This window comes from Chryseobacterium sp. c4a (assembly GCF_009900745.1).
GTDB lineage: Bacteria > Bacteroidota > Bacteroidia > Flavobacteriales > Weeksellaceae > Chryseobacterium.
In genome coordinates this window covers 115,063-130,454 of sequence record NZ_WXVU01000010.1, presented here as the reverse complement: position 1 = coordinate 130,454, position 15,392 = coordinate 115,063, and the positions used below count along the sequence as shown (strand labels likewise).

Below are 15,392 nucleotides of genomic sequence, written 5' to 3'. Positions count from 1 at the left end.
AAAAAAAGCAATGGTTAATAATTTTTTAACTTATAGTGTGTTTTTTTGTGTTTATTTTTTCGAATATTAAAAAAGTATTAAAAGATTCTGAATTTAAGTTTGTATATTTAAAACTTTATTCAAAAACAAGTCAAATATTTATTGTATCTTTGCAAAAATTTTAAAATAGTTAATGAATTTATTTACGGAAACCAATTTAAGTCCTGATATCCTTAAGGCAATTGGCGAACTGGGTTACGAAAGCCCAACAGAAATCCAAAAACAGACTATCCCTTTTATTCTTTCAGATATTCGCGACTTGATCGCACTTGCGCAGACAGGGACAGGCAAAACAGCAGCGTTTTCGCTTCCGATTTTGGATATGATTGACGATACGAGTCGCAAAATCCAATTATTGGTGCTTTGTCCGACACGGGAATTATGTCTTCAGATTTCGAAGGACATAAAGAATTACTCTAAGTATATGAAAGACATCAAAACTACTGCGGTTTATGGTGGAAGTAGTATTGTAGAGCAAATGAGATCTTTGAAGGATAAACCACAAATTATTGTGGGAACTCCAGGTAGAGTAATTGATCTTATCAACAGAAAAGCATTAGATTTTTCTGCCATTCATTGGTTAGTATTAGACGAAGCTGATGAAATGCTTTCAATGGGATTCAAAGACGAATTGGAAACCATTCTAAGCGAAACTCCGGAAACGAAACAAACTTTCTTATTCTCGGCTACGATGAATAAAGAAGTGGAAAGAATTTCCAAAAACTATCTTACAAAGCCACACCGTATTTCAGTAGGTTCTATCAACGAAGTGAAGAAGAACATTACTCACGAATATTATGTGGTAGGATACCGTCAGAAAAAAGAAGCATTAAAAAGATTAATTGATGCTAACCCGAACCAGTATTCCATCATCTTCTGTAGAACAAGAATGGAAACTCAGGAGGTTGCAGACTTCTTAATGCAGAACGGTTATGCAGCTGATGCTCTTCACGGAGATCTTTCTCAAGCGCAGAGAGATACGGTAATGAAGAAATTCAGATTGAAGAACATTGATATCCTTGTAGCGACAGACGTTGCAGCAAGAGGACTGGATGTAAACTCTCTGACTCACGTTATCCACTTCTCTTTACCTGATGATCCTGAAGTATTTGTTCACAGAAGTGGAAGAACAGGTAGAGCTGGTAAAGATGGTATTTCTATGGCTTTAATTAAGCCTGAGGAAAGCAGAAAATTGAAGCAAATCAAATCTGCTACTAAAATTGAAATTAACGAAAGATTTATTCCTACAGGAGAAGATATTATCAAAGCTCAGGTGGGAGGTGTTTTCGAAAAACTATTCACAGAGCACGAAGATTTATTCGAGTTTGATGACAGCTTAATCCCTGATCTAAGCAACTTCACAAAAGAAGAATTGGTACACCAGTTGTTACAGTTCCAATTGAAAGATCTTGCTTTATATTACAAAGACAAACACGATCTTGTTGAGCAGAAATTGAGCAACAGAGATGATGATTACTCAAGAAGAGACCGTGGACGTGATAGAGACAGAGATAGAGGTCGCGACAGAGACAGAGGAGAGCGTGGAAGAGACAGAGACCGTGGTGGAAAACCAAGAAGAAAAGATGAAAACATGGTAAGATTCTTCTTCAACCTTGGTAAAAAAGACCACTTGAAGAAACTTGATGTTTTAGATATTATCAACAAAGCTACTGCTGGTGGAAAAACTAAGAAAAGAGCTGAAATTGGAGATATCGAGATCCTTGAGAAATTCTCTTTCTTCGAAGTTGAAAAATCATTCAAAGACAATGTTTTAAGCAACATTCAATCGATGAAATTTAAAGGAAAAGATATGAGAGCTGAAGTAGCTAACTAATCCCTTTTTATACTATACAAAACCGGCAGTAATGCCGGTTTTTTTATTTGATAATCAGTTGGTAAGCGAATGTTAACAAAACTTAATGTTATATAGTTTCATGGGCGATCCTTTTTTAAGAAATTTGCACTCGAATTATAAATACTAAAAAATGGGAATTGGTAATATTTTCCACGCTTTTCAACCAAAAGATAAAATCTTCTTTGTACTTTTTGAAAAGGTAACTGAAAACCTAGTTGCAATGTCTGAAGAATTCAACGCTGGAATCAAGGATTTCGATCTTAATGATGATTCAATGTTGAAAAAAATGAGTGATTTCGAACATAAGAATGACGAGCTTACTCACGAAATCTTCGTAGAACTAGGAAAAAACTTCATTACTCCTTTTGATCGTGAGGATATCCACACATTGGCAACAGGACTAGATGATATCGCTGATTATATCTACGCTTCTACAAAATATATCTTCTTATACAAATCTCCTGAGATGAAAGCTTATTCAGATTTCTCTCTATTGATTCACAAAGCATGTCTTGAAATCCAGAATGCAATGAAAAACCTTAAAGGATTCAAGAACATGGAGCAGGTGAAAGAAGCTTGTATTAAAGTAAACTCTATTGAGAATATCGCAGATGATTTGCTTTCAAACTCAATGGTAGAATTATTCGAAACTAATGATGCTATCAACATTATTAAAGTTTCATCTGTATTGAACTATCTTGAAATCGTAACGGATAAAGCAGAAGATGTTGCCAATACAATTGAGAACATCATGATTAAATACGCCTAAACGATAACAATACATAGCAAAAAATGGAATTTCCGATTTTACTTGTAGTTATTATTGCGTTGGCATTAATCTTTGATTATATCAATGGTTTCCATGATGCAGCCAACTCGATTGCAACTATCGTATCTACAAAAGTTTTAACTCCATTCCAGGCTGTACTTTGGGCGGCACTTTGGAACTTTGCAGCTTTCTTTATTGCTGCTTATATCATTGGAGAATTCAAAATTGGTAATACAATTGCCAAAACAGTTAACGAGAATTTTATCACCCTTGAAGTTATATTTTCCGGCTTGGTAGCAGCTATTGCCTGGAACCTTCTGACATGGTGGTTTGGAATTCCTTCCTCATCATCACATACATTGATCGGAGGATTCCTTGGAGCAGCTTTGATGCACGCTTTCATGATGGATTACCATGATGTGGCAGCAGCACAACCAGGACTTGGATTCTGGGATACTGCTAAAGAAGCAATGAGCCAGGTTACTCACCAGAGTGTTGTAAAGTTTGATAAAGTAATTCCTATTTTCCTGTTCATTTTCATGGCACCGATCATAGGGATGATTATCTCGATCATTATTACATTAATTATTGTTCACCTTTATAAAAAATCAAACCCGCACAAAGCAGATCAGTCTTTCAAAAGATTGCAGTTGGCTTCTTCAGCTTTATTCAGCTTAGGTCACGGTTTGAACGATGCCCAGAAAGTAATGGGGATCATTGGTGCAGCTTTAATCTATTACCATGTGGAGATGCTTCACGATCCAATTTATCTGGATATTCCTGCTGCGGGACGTTTCGATTACTTTGCTCAGCATTACCTTTGGGTTCCTTTGGTTTCTTTCTTAGCAATCGGTTTAGGAACAATGAGCGGTGGTTGGAAGATTATCAAAACAATGGGAACAAAGATCACTAAAGTAACTTCATTAGAAGGAGTAAGTGCAGAAACTGCAGGTGCGATTACTTTATTCATTACAGACCACTTTGGTATTCCTGTATCTACAACGCATACGATCACAGGTTCTATCATCGGGGTAGGATTAACAAAGAGAATTTCAGCAGTAAGATGGGGAATTACGGTAAGCTTACTTTGGGCTTGGGTATTAACTATTCCGATCTCAGCGATAGTAGCTGGTATCACTTATCTGATTGTAACTTTCTTTTCTTAAGTTAAAAATCACAGTTATCATATAAACTTTGTCCATTTGGGCAAAGTTTTTTGTTTTATAAAGCCCCGAAAAATCGTATTTTTGTTCAAATTATAAGATTTTATGGAATTTTTAGACAGATACCAGCAGATTGTTGGGGACGCCATCAATAAGTATACTTTTAAAGATAAACCTACGGAGCTGTATGAGCCGATGAACTATATTATTTCCCATGGTGGAAAACGTCTTCGTCCCATTATGGTGCTGATGGCTTGTGATCTGTTTGGTGGAGACCTGAAGCAGGCTATAAAACCGGCTTTAGCGATCGAGTTTTTCCATAACTTTACCCTGATCCATGATGATATTATGGATGAGGCTCCATTAAGAAGAAATAAACCTACGATCCACACTTTGCACGGGATCAATGTGGGGATTCTTTCAGGAGATGGATTAATGCTTAAAGCGTATAAATTCTTTGAAGATCTTGAGCCTGAAATTTTCAAGGCTTGTATCAGAATCTTTACCCATACAGGACTTCTTTTATGCGAAGGCCAGCAGTATGATATCAATTTCGAGACTCAGGAAAATGTAACTTTTGATGATTATATCAGAATGATTACCTACAAAACCGGAGTATTGAGTGCTTCTTCTTTTGAGATCGGAGCTTTAATTGCTAAAGCTGATTTTAAAGATGCAAAAGCCATTTTCAATTTCGGAAAACACATCGGAATAGCATTCCAAATCATGGATGATTATCTGGATGTATTCGGAGATCAGGCACAGTTTGGTAAAAAACATGCCGGAGATATCTATGAGAACAAGAAGACTGTTCTTTATCTGTTAGCAAGAGAACATGCTACGGAGGAAGAAAGAAAAGAGCTTGATTATTGGTATTCTAAAAAGACAGATAACGTTGATAAGATCTACGGAGTTGAGAAAATTTTCAGAAGAACAAAAGTAGACGAGAAAGCACTTCGTTTAATCGAAAAACATAATGAGATCGGTCAAAGTTATCTTCAGAAAATTGATATTCCGGAAGAGAAGAAAAAGCCGTTCATTGAGCTTGCAAACTATCTTTTAAGAAGAGAAAGCTAAAATAAGGTTACAAATGATAGGGAGTAGGTATCAGAATTGCCTGCCACCTATCATCTGCCGCCTGATATCTGTTATTATGAAATTCAGAACAGAAGTAGATATTCCAACATCAGAGAAAAAGATTGAAATTGAAGATAGAATATTTTCAATAGGTTCATGTTTTGCCTCTGAAATGACAGAATTGCTTAAAAATGGGCAACTTCAGACTCTTAATAATCCTTTTGGAACTATTTTTAACCCTTTTTCAATCAATAACGCGGTAAAAAGGCTTCATGATTCTGATTTCTATGTGGAAGAGGAACTGATTACCTATAATGAAGAATACATCTCTCTGGATCATCATACCAGTTTTGATACAAGATATATTCATCAAACACTGGATAAGATCAACGGGGAAATTGAAGAGGGAAATGCTTTTCTTCAGGAAGCTGACTGGATTATTATCACTTACGGATCTTCCTTCATCTATGAGTTTATTCCCAAGAATAAGTTAGTTGCCAATTGTCATAAAATTCCCCAGAAGTTCTTTGAGAAGAGATTGTTGTCTCATCAGGAACTTACAGGCTCCATTTACAATACCATTCTGGAACTTAAAGATATCTGCAAAGAAGGTGTTCAGATCTTATTTTCTGTTTCTCCGGTAAGACATACAAAAGATGGAATGGTAGAGAATCAGCTAAGTAAATCCAAATTGATTACAGCAATTCATGAATCCATATCTCTGTTTGAAGACTGCCATTATTTACCTGTTTACGAGATTTTAATGGATGATCTTCGGGATTATCGTTTTTATAAAGAAGATATGATCCATCCGAGCACTCAAGCCGTTAATTATATTTTTGATAAGTTTGGTGACTCTTATTTTTCAGAAGAAACAAAAGGCTTCATTAAAGAAAACTTTAAGATCATGAGAGCTTTAGAACATAGAACGAATGATACAAAAGATCCGAAATTTATTGAATTCAGAGAAAAATTAGATCAGAGAATTGACCTTCAACGTAAAAAGGTAAAACATAAAATATTTTAAATGCCTGATTTCACCAGAATCGACTATCTGAAAAATGGAAATGAAAGACAAAGAAGAGCTTACGAAGTTCTTTCAAAGCATCATATTTTTGAAAAATTAAAAGAATATTCACCCATTTTAGCAGGTACGATTCCTATTGGAATTGATATAGAAGGAAGTGATCTGGATCTTATTTTTGAGGTGGACTTAAGATTTGAAGAAGACTTCCTGGACGATTTAATGTTTAGCCGGTTTATTCCCCACGATGTAGACGTGAAATATCCCATGGTAAATGGTGAAAAATGCATTACATTGAATTTTATGTTAGAAGAATTTCCCATTGAAATTTTCGGACAAAATAGACCTACTACCCAGCAAAACGCCTATCTTCACATGGTTGCTGAGCACAAAATATTACAGGAAAAAGGAGAAGAGTTTAAACAAGAAATAATAGAGCTTAAAAAACAGGGAATCAAAACAGAACCGGCATTTGGAATACTGCTGGGACTTGAAAACCCTTATGAAGATCTATTGAAATTTTAAATAAAATGATTGATACACATACCCATTTATACGCAGAAGAATTTGATGAAGATAGAAAAGAAGCTATTCAGAGAGCTTTAGATAAAGGAATTTCTGAATTTTATCTACCCGCAATAGATTCTGAATCCCATGAGAAGATGCTGCAACTGGAAACCGAATATCCTGGACAGATTTTTTCAATGATGGGACTTCATCCTTGTTATGTAAAACCGGAATCTTGGGAAAAGGAATTAGAGATTGTTAAAAATTATCTTGACCAAAGACAGTTTCCGGCCATAGGAGAGATCGGAATCGATTTGTATTGGGATAAAACAACATTGGATATTCAGGTAAAAGCTTTTGAACAGCAAATCGACTGGGCAATAGAAAAAGACCTGCCAATTGTGATTCATACCAGAGAAAGTTTTGATGAAACGTTCGAAGTACTGGAAAGAAAGAAACATCCGAAATTGAGAGGGATTTTCCATTGCTTTTCCGGAAATCTGGAACAGGCTCAGCATGCGATTGATCTGAACTTTATTTTAGGAATTGGTGGAGTAGTGACCTTTAAAAATGGAAAAATAGACCAGTTCCTGGGCGAAATCCCTTTAGATAAAATCGTGTTGGAAACAGATTCACCTTATTTAGCACCAGTTCCACACAGAGGAAAAAGAAATGAAAGTTCATATCTTGACCTTGTTGCCGGAAAGCTGGTGGATATCTATGGTAAGGATTTCTCTGAAATAGATAGAATGACCACTGAAAATGCCAGGAGTCTTTTTAAAACCGACTTATAATGAATGGAATTCTAAAGTTTGTAAAAGGTAACCAGCTTAATAGCATTCTTCTGTTCACTGTTTATTTTGTTGTGAATCTTTTATTCCTGACAAAATATGGGATCAGGCAATCTTTCGTTCCACTCAGCATTTTGGTTGTTGTTTTTTCTGTAGCTAATGTATTTTTGTTTTCTGCAGGAAAATGGGAGAGGCTAAAGAAAATTATATCAGGGAAGTTTGTATACATTCTGATAGCAGGAATAGCTTTGGTTTATATTGCACTATGCCATGTCATGAAAGATCCTTACAAAATGAATATAGATCGATGGCAGACTTTAGAATTTTCATTGGAATATTGGATCAAAGGAAAGTACATTTATGATACCCCAAACTTTATGGGAAATCTGTCTTCCTATCTTCCCGGGCAGTTATTATTGTCCAGTATATTTTATTTCATAGGAAATGTAGGATACCTTCAGGTCGCTGCATTTTTACTATTTGCATATACTATCTGTCTTGAATTTAAAAGCAATTTCATCCGGTTTATAGGCATATTGATGCTGGGAATATCGTTGGCATACATTTATGATGTAGTCTGTAAGAGTGATTTTATTGCTTCTTTTATTGCTGTTGCAGCATTTATGCTTTTCTGGCATAGTAAATTTAAACATGATTATTTTCAAAAACCTATTCTGTTGGGAATATCTATAGGGGTTCTGTGCCTTACCAGAAGTGTGGTCATCATACCGTTGATTATTTTCTTATTAAGACCTTTTTTGAACACAGGCTGGGAAAAGAAAATTAAATTTGGACTAAGCCTTCTTCTCACTGCAGGAATCTTATTAGCTAGTGTTTTTCTACCCGCTAAAAATCTGGATCACCTGTTACAATATAACCCTCTAACTCTTCAGGGGCAAAGCAACAAATATGTAATGCTTTTCTTTATTGTATTGGCTATCATGGCATCATTTTATGCTAAAAGAATAGAAAGCGTATTTTCTTTTTCTGCCTATATTACATTTTTAGTAATGGTGAGTTTTGTTACTGAGAAGTACTTGATCCTTGGTTTTGATTTTCAGAGTAATTTCTTTTCTACTACTTATTTAGCAGCTTGTTTACCTTTCTGCATTATTGGGTATTGTTATACCAAACGAAAAGAATGAGATAGAAATTAATAAGTGACAATAAAAAATAAACCCCTTTCAAAATGAGAGGGGTTTTCTTTTATTTTTTTCTGGTGAAATTCTTATTCTTAGGCTTTTTAAAACCTGTAGAAGGAGTTTCAGAAGATCTTGGCTTCTTTTTATTTCTGTTATTGTTAGGTCTTGAGTTGTTACTAGGTCTTTGTGGTCTCTCACCTCCTGCAGCAACAGGTTTGTTATTAGAATCTCTTTTCTGTGCTACAAGATCATCCGTATGGAACGGGTGGTTCTTGATAACAGGAATTTTCTTTCCGATTAGTTTTTCCGTATTTTTCAGATTAAGAAGATCCAATCCGTCTACAAAAGAAATAGAAGTTCCTTCTGCTCCGGCTCTTCCTGTTCTTCCAATTCTGTGTACATAGGTTTCAGAAACGTCAGAGAGCTCAAAGTTGATTACAAATTTTAATTCATCAATATCAATTCCTCTTGCAGCAATATCTGTCGCTACAAGAACTCTGGTTTTACCTGATTTGAAATTATTAAGGGCATTCTGTCTCGCATTTTGAGATTTGTTCCCGTGAATTGCTTCTGCAGAGATATTGTCTTTTTGAAGCTTTCTGGCGATTTTATCGGCACCATGTTTTGTTCTCGCAAATACCAATACTGAATCTGAAATGTCATTTTGAAGAATATGAGATAAAAGATTCAGCTTGTTTTCTTTTTCTACAAAGTAAACAGATTGTTTAATAGTATCTGCTGTAGAAGAAACAGGAGTAACTTCTACCTTTACAGGATTGTTCAGGATAGAATTAGCCAGTTTCTGAATTTCTCCCGGCATCGTTGCAGAGAAGAATAAGGTCTGTCTTTTCTGTGGTAAAAGTTTGATGATTCTTTTTACATCATGCACAAATCCCATATCAAGCATTCTGTCAGCTTCATCTAGAACAAATATTTCAAGATTTTTCAAGCTGATAATTCCCTGAGCAATAAAATCAAGAAGTCTTCCTGGTGTAGCCACCAAAATATCAATCCCTTTTTTTAGAGCAGCTTCCTGGTTTCCTTGTTTCACTCCTCCGAAAATAACAAGTTCTTTTAGGGGAAGATATTTACCGTAAGCGTGAATGTTCTCTTCAATCTGAATAGCCAATTCTCTGGTAGGCGTAAGGATTAAAGCTTTAATATTTTTGTTAGGTATCTTATTTTTAGATAAGTTTTGTAAAATAGGAATAGCAAATGCAGCTGTTTTTCCCGTACCGGTCTGTGCACAGCCTAAAAAGTCTCTGCCTTGTAAAATTTCAGGAATAGATCTTTCCTGAATGGGTGTTGGAGTCGTATATCCCTGTTCCTGGATTGCCTTGGCAATAGGTTCTATTAAGTTTAAGTCTGTAAAATTCAAATGAATTATTTTAAAATTTAAATAAAAATTCCCTCTGTCTGAAAGAATTACATCCTGCAAAGGTAGTCTAAAAAAATAAGAATTTGATTTTAAGCTTCAATAACCTGTTTTTGGAAAGAGTTAAGTTGATCGATAGACAAAAAAAGACTGTTCCCAAATGGAAACAGCCATATACTATTGAAAATGTAAGTTTTATTTAAAACGATATCCTACACCAGCTTGTAGAAAACCAACTTTTGTAGGAACAGTATTACTTTTATTCATTTCAAAGAAATTGAAATTGTATCGGGCATCTACAAAGAACTTTTCAGTAATTTTATATTCTGCACCAAGGAAAGGGAAGAGGTTTACTGTTTTTAAGCCCTCAGATTCTCCGGTATCCTCGCCAAACATAGTACTGATTTTTGTTTTTGATGAAATATTAAATCCGATGTTCATTCCCACAGAAGCAGAAAATTTTGGTATAAAATAATATTTTGCAGAAATAGGAACCTGTATCTGATTAATTTTGTAATCAAATTTCATGTCACCTACATCTACAATTTCATTCCCTACCAGTTGAGTCCATGGATATGAAGCACTGCCTCCTAATTGAGTATATACTGCCTCTGCCTGTACACTGAATTGAGAAGAAATTGGTTTTTCAGCAACTATACCAGCATAGAAATAAGATTTTGAATCCAGTTTTTCTCCGTAAAATTTCATGCTGGATAAGGTATAACCTCCTTTTACTCCAAAGCTTATTTCTGATTTTTGTGCACTGACAAGCGTTGAAATAGCAAATAATAGAACGAGTGAAATGTTCTTTTTCATGGTTGTTTTTGAGTTAAATAATTATAGTTTTTATAAACTACAATTCCCTCTTTAACAGAAGGAATTGTAGCATACAAATATAATTTAAAAATTTATTTTAGTCCATTTTTTTAAACTTCAATTAAATGATTATATATTTCATTGAGCCATTTCAAAACATCTTCATTATTTTCAAAATATATATTAGATAGGTGAGATATATACTTATAATCGATTATTTTTTTTATTAAAACTTCTTTAAATTCTAATTGTAACAAGTGTATTTCTTCGCTCTTTGTTACCTTTTTATAATTTTTTATTACCTCCTTATAGGTGATATCTTCATAATCTAAATCACTAAACCATGCACCAAGTAATTGATACATTCGAGGGAAATTATTTTCAAAATTATTTATCATTTATAAATCACTTCAAACTTTCCATTTTCCACCTCGAACATAACTTAAAAAATCATCCATATTAGTAGTAGGTTCATTTTTAAATTTTACAATAGAATCAGGTGAACAATATCCTGTGATTATTGTTTGCAACTCACCTAAATAATCAAATTGATCTTGTAATTTGAAATTTTTTTGAATCATACTTTCTTCCATCAAAAAAATTTCATTTAAAGATTGATAAACTTCATTTCTCGTCCCTCCTTCATTAATATAGTCAGTTAGTACATTATCAATATCTTCATCACTGCCATTATTTTCTAATAGCTGAATTATTTTATTTTTAAAATTTAATATACTCATCTTTGCTTCCCATCAATTGAGATCAACAACATTTATCCCTTTACTGAAACGGGCTCGCCTCACTCCTTATATTCAGTTTTCTATATTAGTTGACTCTTATAAAGCTAAATTAAACCTCAAAATACCATTCTAGGAAATCATTAAATGATTCCCACTTTTTAATAACAACCACTCCATTTTCAGAGTAACCAATTATTTCGACACTATTTTTCTCTTTATTATAAAAATATGCCCTTTCCCCCTCAAACTCTGAAATTACATAATAGTTATCATTTAAATTCAAATCTCTTCTTAAACGATTATTAATAACGCTGTAATCACTATTTTCATACATCCAGCATATCTGCCATAATTCAAATTTTTTCGAAGAAAAACCTCCTGGATTTTCCTCTGCATGGGTATAGAAAATGCCAAAATCAGAGCTAGTATTCAAATTTAAATCACTCAGAATTTCTCTATACCTTTCACAGTCGATATCTACATCTTCAAACCAAGCCTCTTTTTGCTTCAAATAATTAATTACTTTTAAACTTAACATAATTTCACCTTTATATAAGGACAGATACTATTAGTATTCTATTTTAGAATATTTTGGATTTTCTTTCTGAGAATTACAGGAAAATAAAAATATAAACTTTCACTAGTTATTCCAAAGAGCTTTGTGGTATCTTTTCCCAGTTTTGATTAAATCTTAAATCAAACAAAATAGTATAAAGAATTTTAAGTCCATATGTTCCTACCAGGCCGTAGTCATAGATCTTCTTTGTCTTTTTTATTTTTCCAGTATTGTAGACAATCGTGAGGGTAGAGGACGGATTATCAGTTGCCGAGATTGAATAACTGTTATTGAGGTTTGGAAAGTCAATATAATTCAATATTTCTTCGATATTAGCAAAGTCTGAAGGCTTTATCTGGCTCTTAAAAACACCTTCGTTTTTGCCTTTATTTAAATTTCCAATTGCATTAGCTGCAGTTTCTGAATCATAATGATCCATGAAATTAAAAGCAAGTGCTGTAAATTTAGACATCTTATTTTTATTGAGTTCCAACTTAAACATTGGGCAAGTTCCGTAGCATGGCCCTGCTTCATAAGAAATTTTTTTAATAGAATATTTTCCCGGATGAGGATTGTATTCTATAAAATTATCAAATTTATAGGTCAGTGTTTTAGAGAATATTTTTTCGGGTGCCGTGGAAAACAGGCTGTTTTCTTCATATTCATAGTAGATGTTAATATAATCCATTCCATCAATTTTGATAACTTTTGGGATGATGAAATTATTATACCGGCGCATCACATCTTTAAGTACATATCCTGATTCTAAGTCGAAGATTACATTGACACTGACATCGCATGAAGTCTCTTCTTTGGAGTCTGGAGACATTTGTATACAGGTTTTATCATCACCTATGAAAAGAAGATCCGTTCTGCCGTCATGATTGAAATCCCCTTTGTAAAAACTTTTGTTGATTCCTAAGGCTTTTGCCTTTTTCTTCATCTTTGAAGAAATGAGGTAAGTATTAAAATCCTTAATCGTTTTCAGGGTGAATTTTGAGAGTTTATCGTCCTTACTTTTAGCACAAGACCTTATAAAAGACTCAACCTCGGGGATTGTCCCGAGGCTGTCTATTTTTGAAGTGTTACTTTGTGAGAAGTAATATTGATGAATTACAAAAAGTAAAACTGTAATTATTTTCTTATCCATGCAGTTGTTTCCAGATAGCATCTTTTAGTTCTACAAGACCTTCTCCGGTAACCCCGGAAAAGAATAGAGGTTGTTTGTTCTCCGGGAATTCAGCAGAAATTTCTTTTTTCAGTTCATCATCCAAAAGGTCAGATTTTGAAACGGAAATAATGAAATCTTTATCTAAAAGCTCAGGGTTATATTCCTTCAATTCATTTTCCAGAATTTTAAATTCCTGGAAGTGATCTTCAGCATCTGCAGGAATTAAAAACAACAGGATAGAGTTTCTTTCGATATGTCTAAGGAATCTGTGTCCTAAACCTTTTCCTTCAGCTGCACCTTCAATGATTCCAGGAATATCAGCCATTACAAATGATTTGTAATTTCTGTAATCCACGATTCCAAGGTTTGGAGTCAGGGTTGTAAAAGCGTAGTTGGCAATCTTAGGTTTTGCTGCAGAAACAGAAGCTAGTAGTGTAGATTTTCCGGCATTCGGAAACCCAACCAATCCTACATCGGCCAAAATTTTAAGTTCAAAGACAATATATCCTTCCTGCCCATCCATTCCGGGTTGAGCATATCTTGGGGTTTGATTGGTAGAAGATTTGAAGAATTCGTTTCCTCTTCCTCCTTTTCCTCCTTCCATCAAGATGATTTCCTGTTTGTCTTCAAGGATTTCACCGATAATTTCTCCTTCTTCATTTTTAGCGATCGTTCCAATAGGAACATCGATATAAATATCAGAACCGTCAGCACCGGTAAGCTGGTTTTTTGCTCCGTTTTCACCACGTTCTGCTTTAATGTGACGAGTGTATCGAAGCGGAAGTAAAGTCCATTCCTGAGCATTTCCTCTCATAATGACGTGTCCACCACGACCTCCGTCACCTCCATCAGGGCCACCTTTAGGAATATACTTTTCACGGCGAAGGTGGGCAGAACCAGCACCTCCGTGTCCGCTTTTACAATGGATCTTTACGTAATCTACAAAGTTAGACATATAGTATTTGTTACGAGTTGCGAGCTACGGGACGAAAATACGTATCCCGTATCCCGAACCTCGATTATTTAATTTTTTCTACCTCAGCGAAAAGTTTTTGGGAAATCTCATCAATTTCACCTACACCGTTTACTTCAACATATTTACCTTGTTGCTTGTAAAGTTCAGCTACTTCTGCTGTTTTAGCATAATATTCTTTAATTCTGTTTTCGATGATCTCTACATTGCTGTCGTCTGATCTCCCGCTGGTTTCTCCTCTTTTCAGAAGTCTTTCCACCAAAATTTTATCCTCTACAATTAATGAAAGACAGATGTCAATTTCATCATTCAGCTCTTCTTTAACGATTTTTTCCAAAGCTTCTGTCTGAGCAGTAGTTCTTGGATATCCATCAAAGATAAAACCATTAGTATCGGTTGGTTTTTTGATTTCGTCAATCAGCATATCTGTTGTTACCTGATCTGGAACCAATTCTCCCTTATCGATATAAGACTTAGCCAGTTTTCCAAGTTCAGTGTCATTTTTCATGTTGTATCTGAAAAGATCACCTGTTGAAACCTGCTTTAAATTGAATTTCTCGATTAGATTCTGAGCTTGTGTTCCTTTTCCACTTCCTGGAGGGCCGAACAGAACGATGTTTATCATAATGTTGTTTCGCTTCGGGCAATTGGCAGCTGCTTCTTGCTTTTAGCTTTATTTAGTTAATATTTTACTTTATTTCGATTGAATATTTAAAGCTAAAAGCCAGTAGCTAATAGCTAGAGGCATATTAATGATTGATTTGTCCGTCTTCTAATTGGTACAAATTAGGTAGGTTTCTTCCTAATTCATCATAATCCAATCCATATCCAAGGACAAATTTATTTGGAATCTCTTTTCCAATATAGTCCAGTTTGAAATCTTTCTTGTAAATCTCAGGTTTCAATAAGAAACTTGCCAATTTTACAGATTTAGGACGTTGTGTCTCCTGGAAATATTTGAAAAGACTCTCAACTGTATTTCCTGTATCAACGATGTCTTCCACAAGAATAATGTGACGATCTTTTACATCCTTTGTAAGTTCCATTTTTTGGTAAACAATCCCTGTAGATTCTGTTCCTACATAAGAGCTCATTTGAAGAAAAGCGATTTCGCATTCCCCAGGATAATATTTTAAAAGATCTGAGAAGAACATGATTACCCCATTCAGAACACCAATGAAAACAGGAACTTCGTCTTTGTAATCTTCATAAATTCTTAGCGCTGTCTCTTTTACAATTTCCTGAATTTCGGCATCCTTTAAATAAGGAACGAAAGTTTTGTCGTGAACTTTAATACTTTCCATAAAAATTTTTAGTAGGCGGCAAAGTTACGGATTTTTGATTTTTCATTAAAATCTTTTTGTGTTTAATCACAGATTTGTCCTATATTTGTT

17 protein-coding genes are annotated in these 15,392 nt (G+C 34.4%); 8 read left to right on the top strand and 9 right to left on the bottom strand.

Going from position 1 to position 15,392, the window contains the following annotated elements:
- The first annotated feature begins 172 nt into the window (after window positions 1-172).
- From GTR01_RS14145 to GTR01_RS14110, 8 genes are all read left to right on the top strand, one after another.
- Entirely contained in the window at window positions 173-1,873 is a 1,701-nt protein-coding gene (locus GTR01_RS14145) for a DEAD/DEAH box helicase (RefSeq protein WP_160138469.1), read from the top strand.
- A gap of 151 nt (window positions 1,874-2,024) precedes the next feature.
- Window positions 2,025-2,663, top strand: coding sequence for a DUF47 domain-containing protein (locus GTR01_RS14140; RefSeq protein WP_065393534.1), 639 nt, complete (start codon window positions 2,025-2,027; stop codon window positions 2,661-2,663).
- A gap of 23 nt (window positions 2,664-2,686) precedes the next feature.
- Complete coding sequence (locus GTR01_RS14135; protein WP_160138468.1) at window positions 2,687-3,829, top strand: inorganic phosphate transporter; 1,143 nt, start codon at window positions 2,687-2,689, stop codon at window positions 3,827-3,829.
- A gap of 102 nt (window positions 3,830-3,931) precedes the next feature.
- Window positions 3,932-4,903: a polyprenyl synthetase family protein gene (locus tag GTR01_RS14130; RefSeq protein ID WP_160138467.1), complete on the top strand. Its 972-nt coding sequence runs from the start codon at window positions 3,932-3,934 to the stop codon at window positions 4,901-4,903.
- A gap of 76 nt (window positions 4,904-4,979) precedes the next feature.
- Entirely contained in the window at window positions 4,980-5,930 is a 951-nt protein-coding gene (locus GTR01_RS14125; RefSeq protein WP_160138466.1) for a GSCFA domain-containing protein, read from the top strand.
- Window positions 5,931-6,452 carry a DUF4269 domain-containing protein gene (locus tag GTR01_RS14120; RefSeq protein WP_160138465.1) on the top strand — a complete coding sequence of 174 codons (522 nt, stop codon included), beginning with the start codon at window positions 5,931-5,933 and terminating at the stop codon, window positions 6,450-6,452. It begins immediately after the preceding gene.
- Between the two features lie 5 nt (window positions 6,453-6,457).
- The gene (locus GTR01_RS14115; RefSeq protein WP_160138464.1) at window positions 6,458-7,228 is read left to right on the top strand and encodes a TatD family hydrolase; all 771 of its coding nucleotides are present in this window, start codon (window positions 6,458-6,460) and stop codon (window positions 7,226-7,228) included.
- Window positions 7,228-8,370 carry a hypothetical protein gene (locus GTR01_RS14110; RefSeq protein WP_160138463.1) on the top strand — a complete coding sequence of 381 codons (1,143 nt, stop codon included), beginning with the start codon at window positions 7,228-7,230 and terminating at the stop codon, window positions 8,368-8,370. The genes GTR01_RS14115 and GTR01_RS14110 overlap by 1 nt, the downstream gene beginning before the upstream one ends.
- A 61-nt stretch (window positions 8,371-8,431) precedes the next feature.
- Here the strand turns inward: GTR01_RS14110 and GTR01_RS14105 are convergent, their stop codons facing one another.
- From GTR01_RS14105 to GTR01_RS14065, 9 genes are all read right to left on the bottom strand, one after another.
- Window positions 8,432-9,745 carry a DEAD/DEAH box helicase gene (locus GTR01_RS14105; protein WP_160138462.1) on the bottom strand — a complete coding sequence of 438 codons (1,314 nt, stop codon included), beginning with the start codon at window positions 9,743-9,745 and terminating at the stop codon, window positions 8,432-8,434.
- A 192-nt stretch (window positions 9,746-9,937) separates the two neighbouring features.
- Window positions 9,938-10,558 (bottom strand): porin family protein, encoded by a 621-nt coding sequence (locus tag GTR01_RS14100; protein ID WP_160138461.1) that lies wholly within the window; start codon window positions 10,556-10,558, stop codon window positions 9,938-9,940.
- A gap of 110 nt (window positions 10,559-10,668) precedes the next feature.
- Window positions 10,669-10,923, bottom strand: a complete 255-nt coding sequence (locus GTR01_RS14095; RefSeq protein WP_228452240.1) for a hypothetical protein — start codon at window positions 10,921-10,923, stop codon at window positions 10,669-10,671.
- 45 nt (window positions 10,924-10,968) lie between these two features.
- Window positions 10,969-11,298: a hypothetical protein gene (locus tag GTR01_RS24515; RefSeq protein WP_185155133.1), complete on the bottom strand. Its 330-nt coding sequence runs from the start codon at window positions 11,296-11,298 to the stop codon at window positions 10,969-10,971.
- Window positions 11,299-11,407: 109 nt separating this feature from the next.
- Window positions 11,408-11,836, bottom strand: coding sequence for a hypothetical protein (locus GTR01_RS14085; RefSeq protein ID WP_160138458.1), 429 nt, complete (start codon window positions 11,834-11,836; stop codon window positions 11,408-11,410).
- A gap of 106 nt (window positions 11,837-11,942) precedes the next feature.
- Window positions 11,943-13,004, bottom strand: a complete 1,062-nt coding sequence (locus GTR01_RS14080) for a DUF6438 domain-containing protein (RefSeq protein ID WP_160138457.1) — start codon at window positions 13,002-13,004, stop codon at window positions 11,943-11,945.
- A complete protein-coding gene (gene obgE / locus GTR01_RS14075; protein ID WP_129059373.1) occupies window positions 12,997-13,980 on the bottom strand; it encodes a GTPase ObgE in 984 nt (327 codons plus the stop codon). The genes GTR01_RS14080 and obgE overlap by 8 nt, the downstream gene beginning before the upstream one ends.
- A 64-nt stretch (window positions 13,981-14,044) precedes the next feature.
- A complete protein-coding gene (locus tag GTR01_RS14070) occupies window positions 14,045-14,623 on the bottom strand; it encodes an adenylate kinase (RefSeq protein ID WP_076357462.1) in 579 nt (192 codons plus the stop codon).
- Between the two features lie 124 nt (window positions 14,624-14,747).
- Entirely contained in the window at window positions 14,748-15,302 is a 555-nt protein-coding gene (locus tag GTR01_RS14065) for a phosphoribosyltransferase (RefSeq protein ID WP_045494079.1), read from the bottom strand.
- Window positions 15,303-15,392 lie beyond the last annotated feature (90 nt).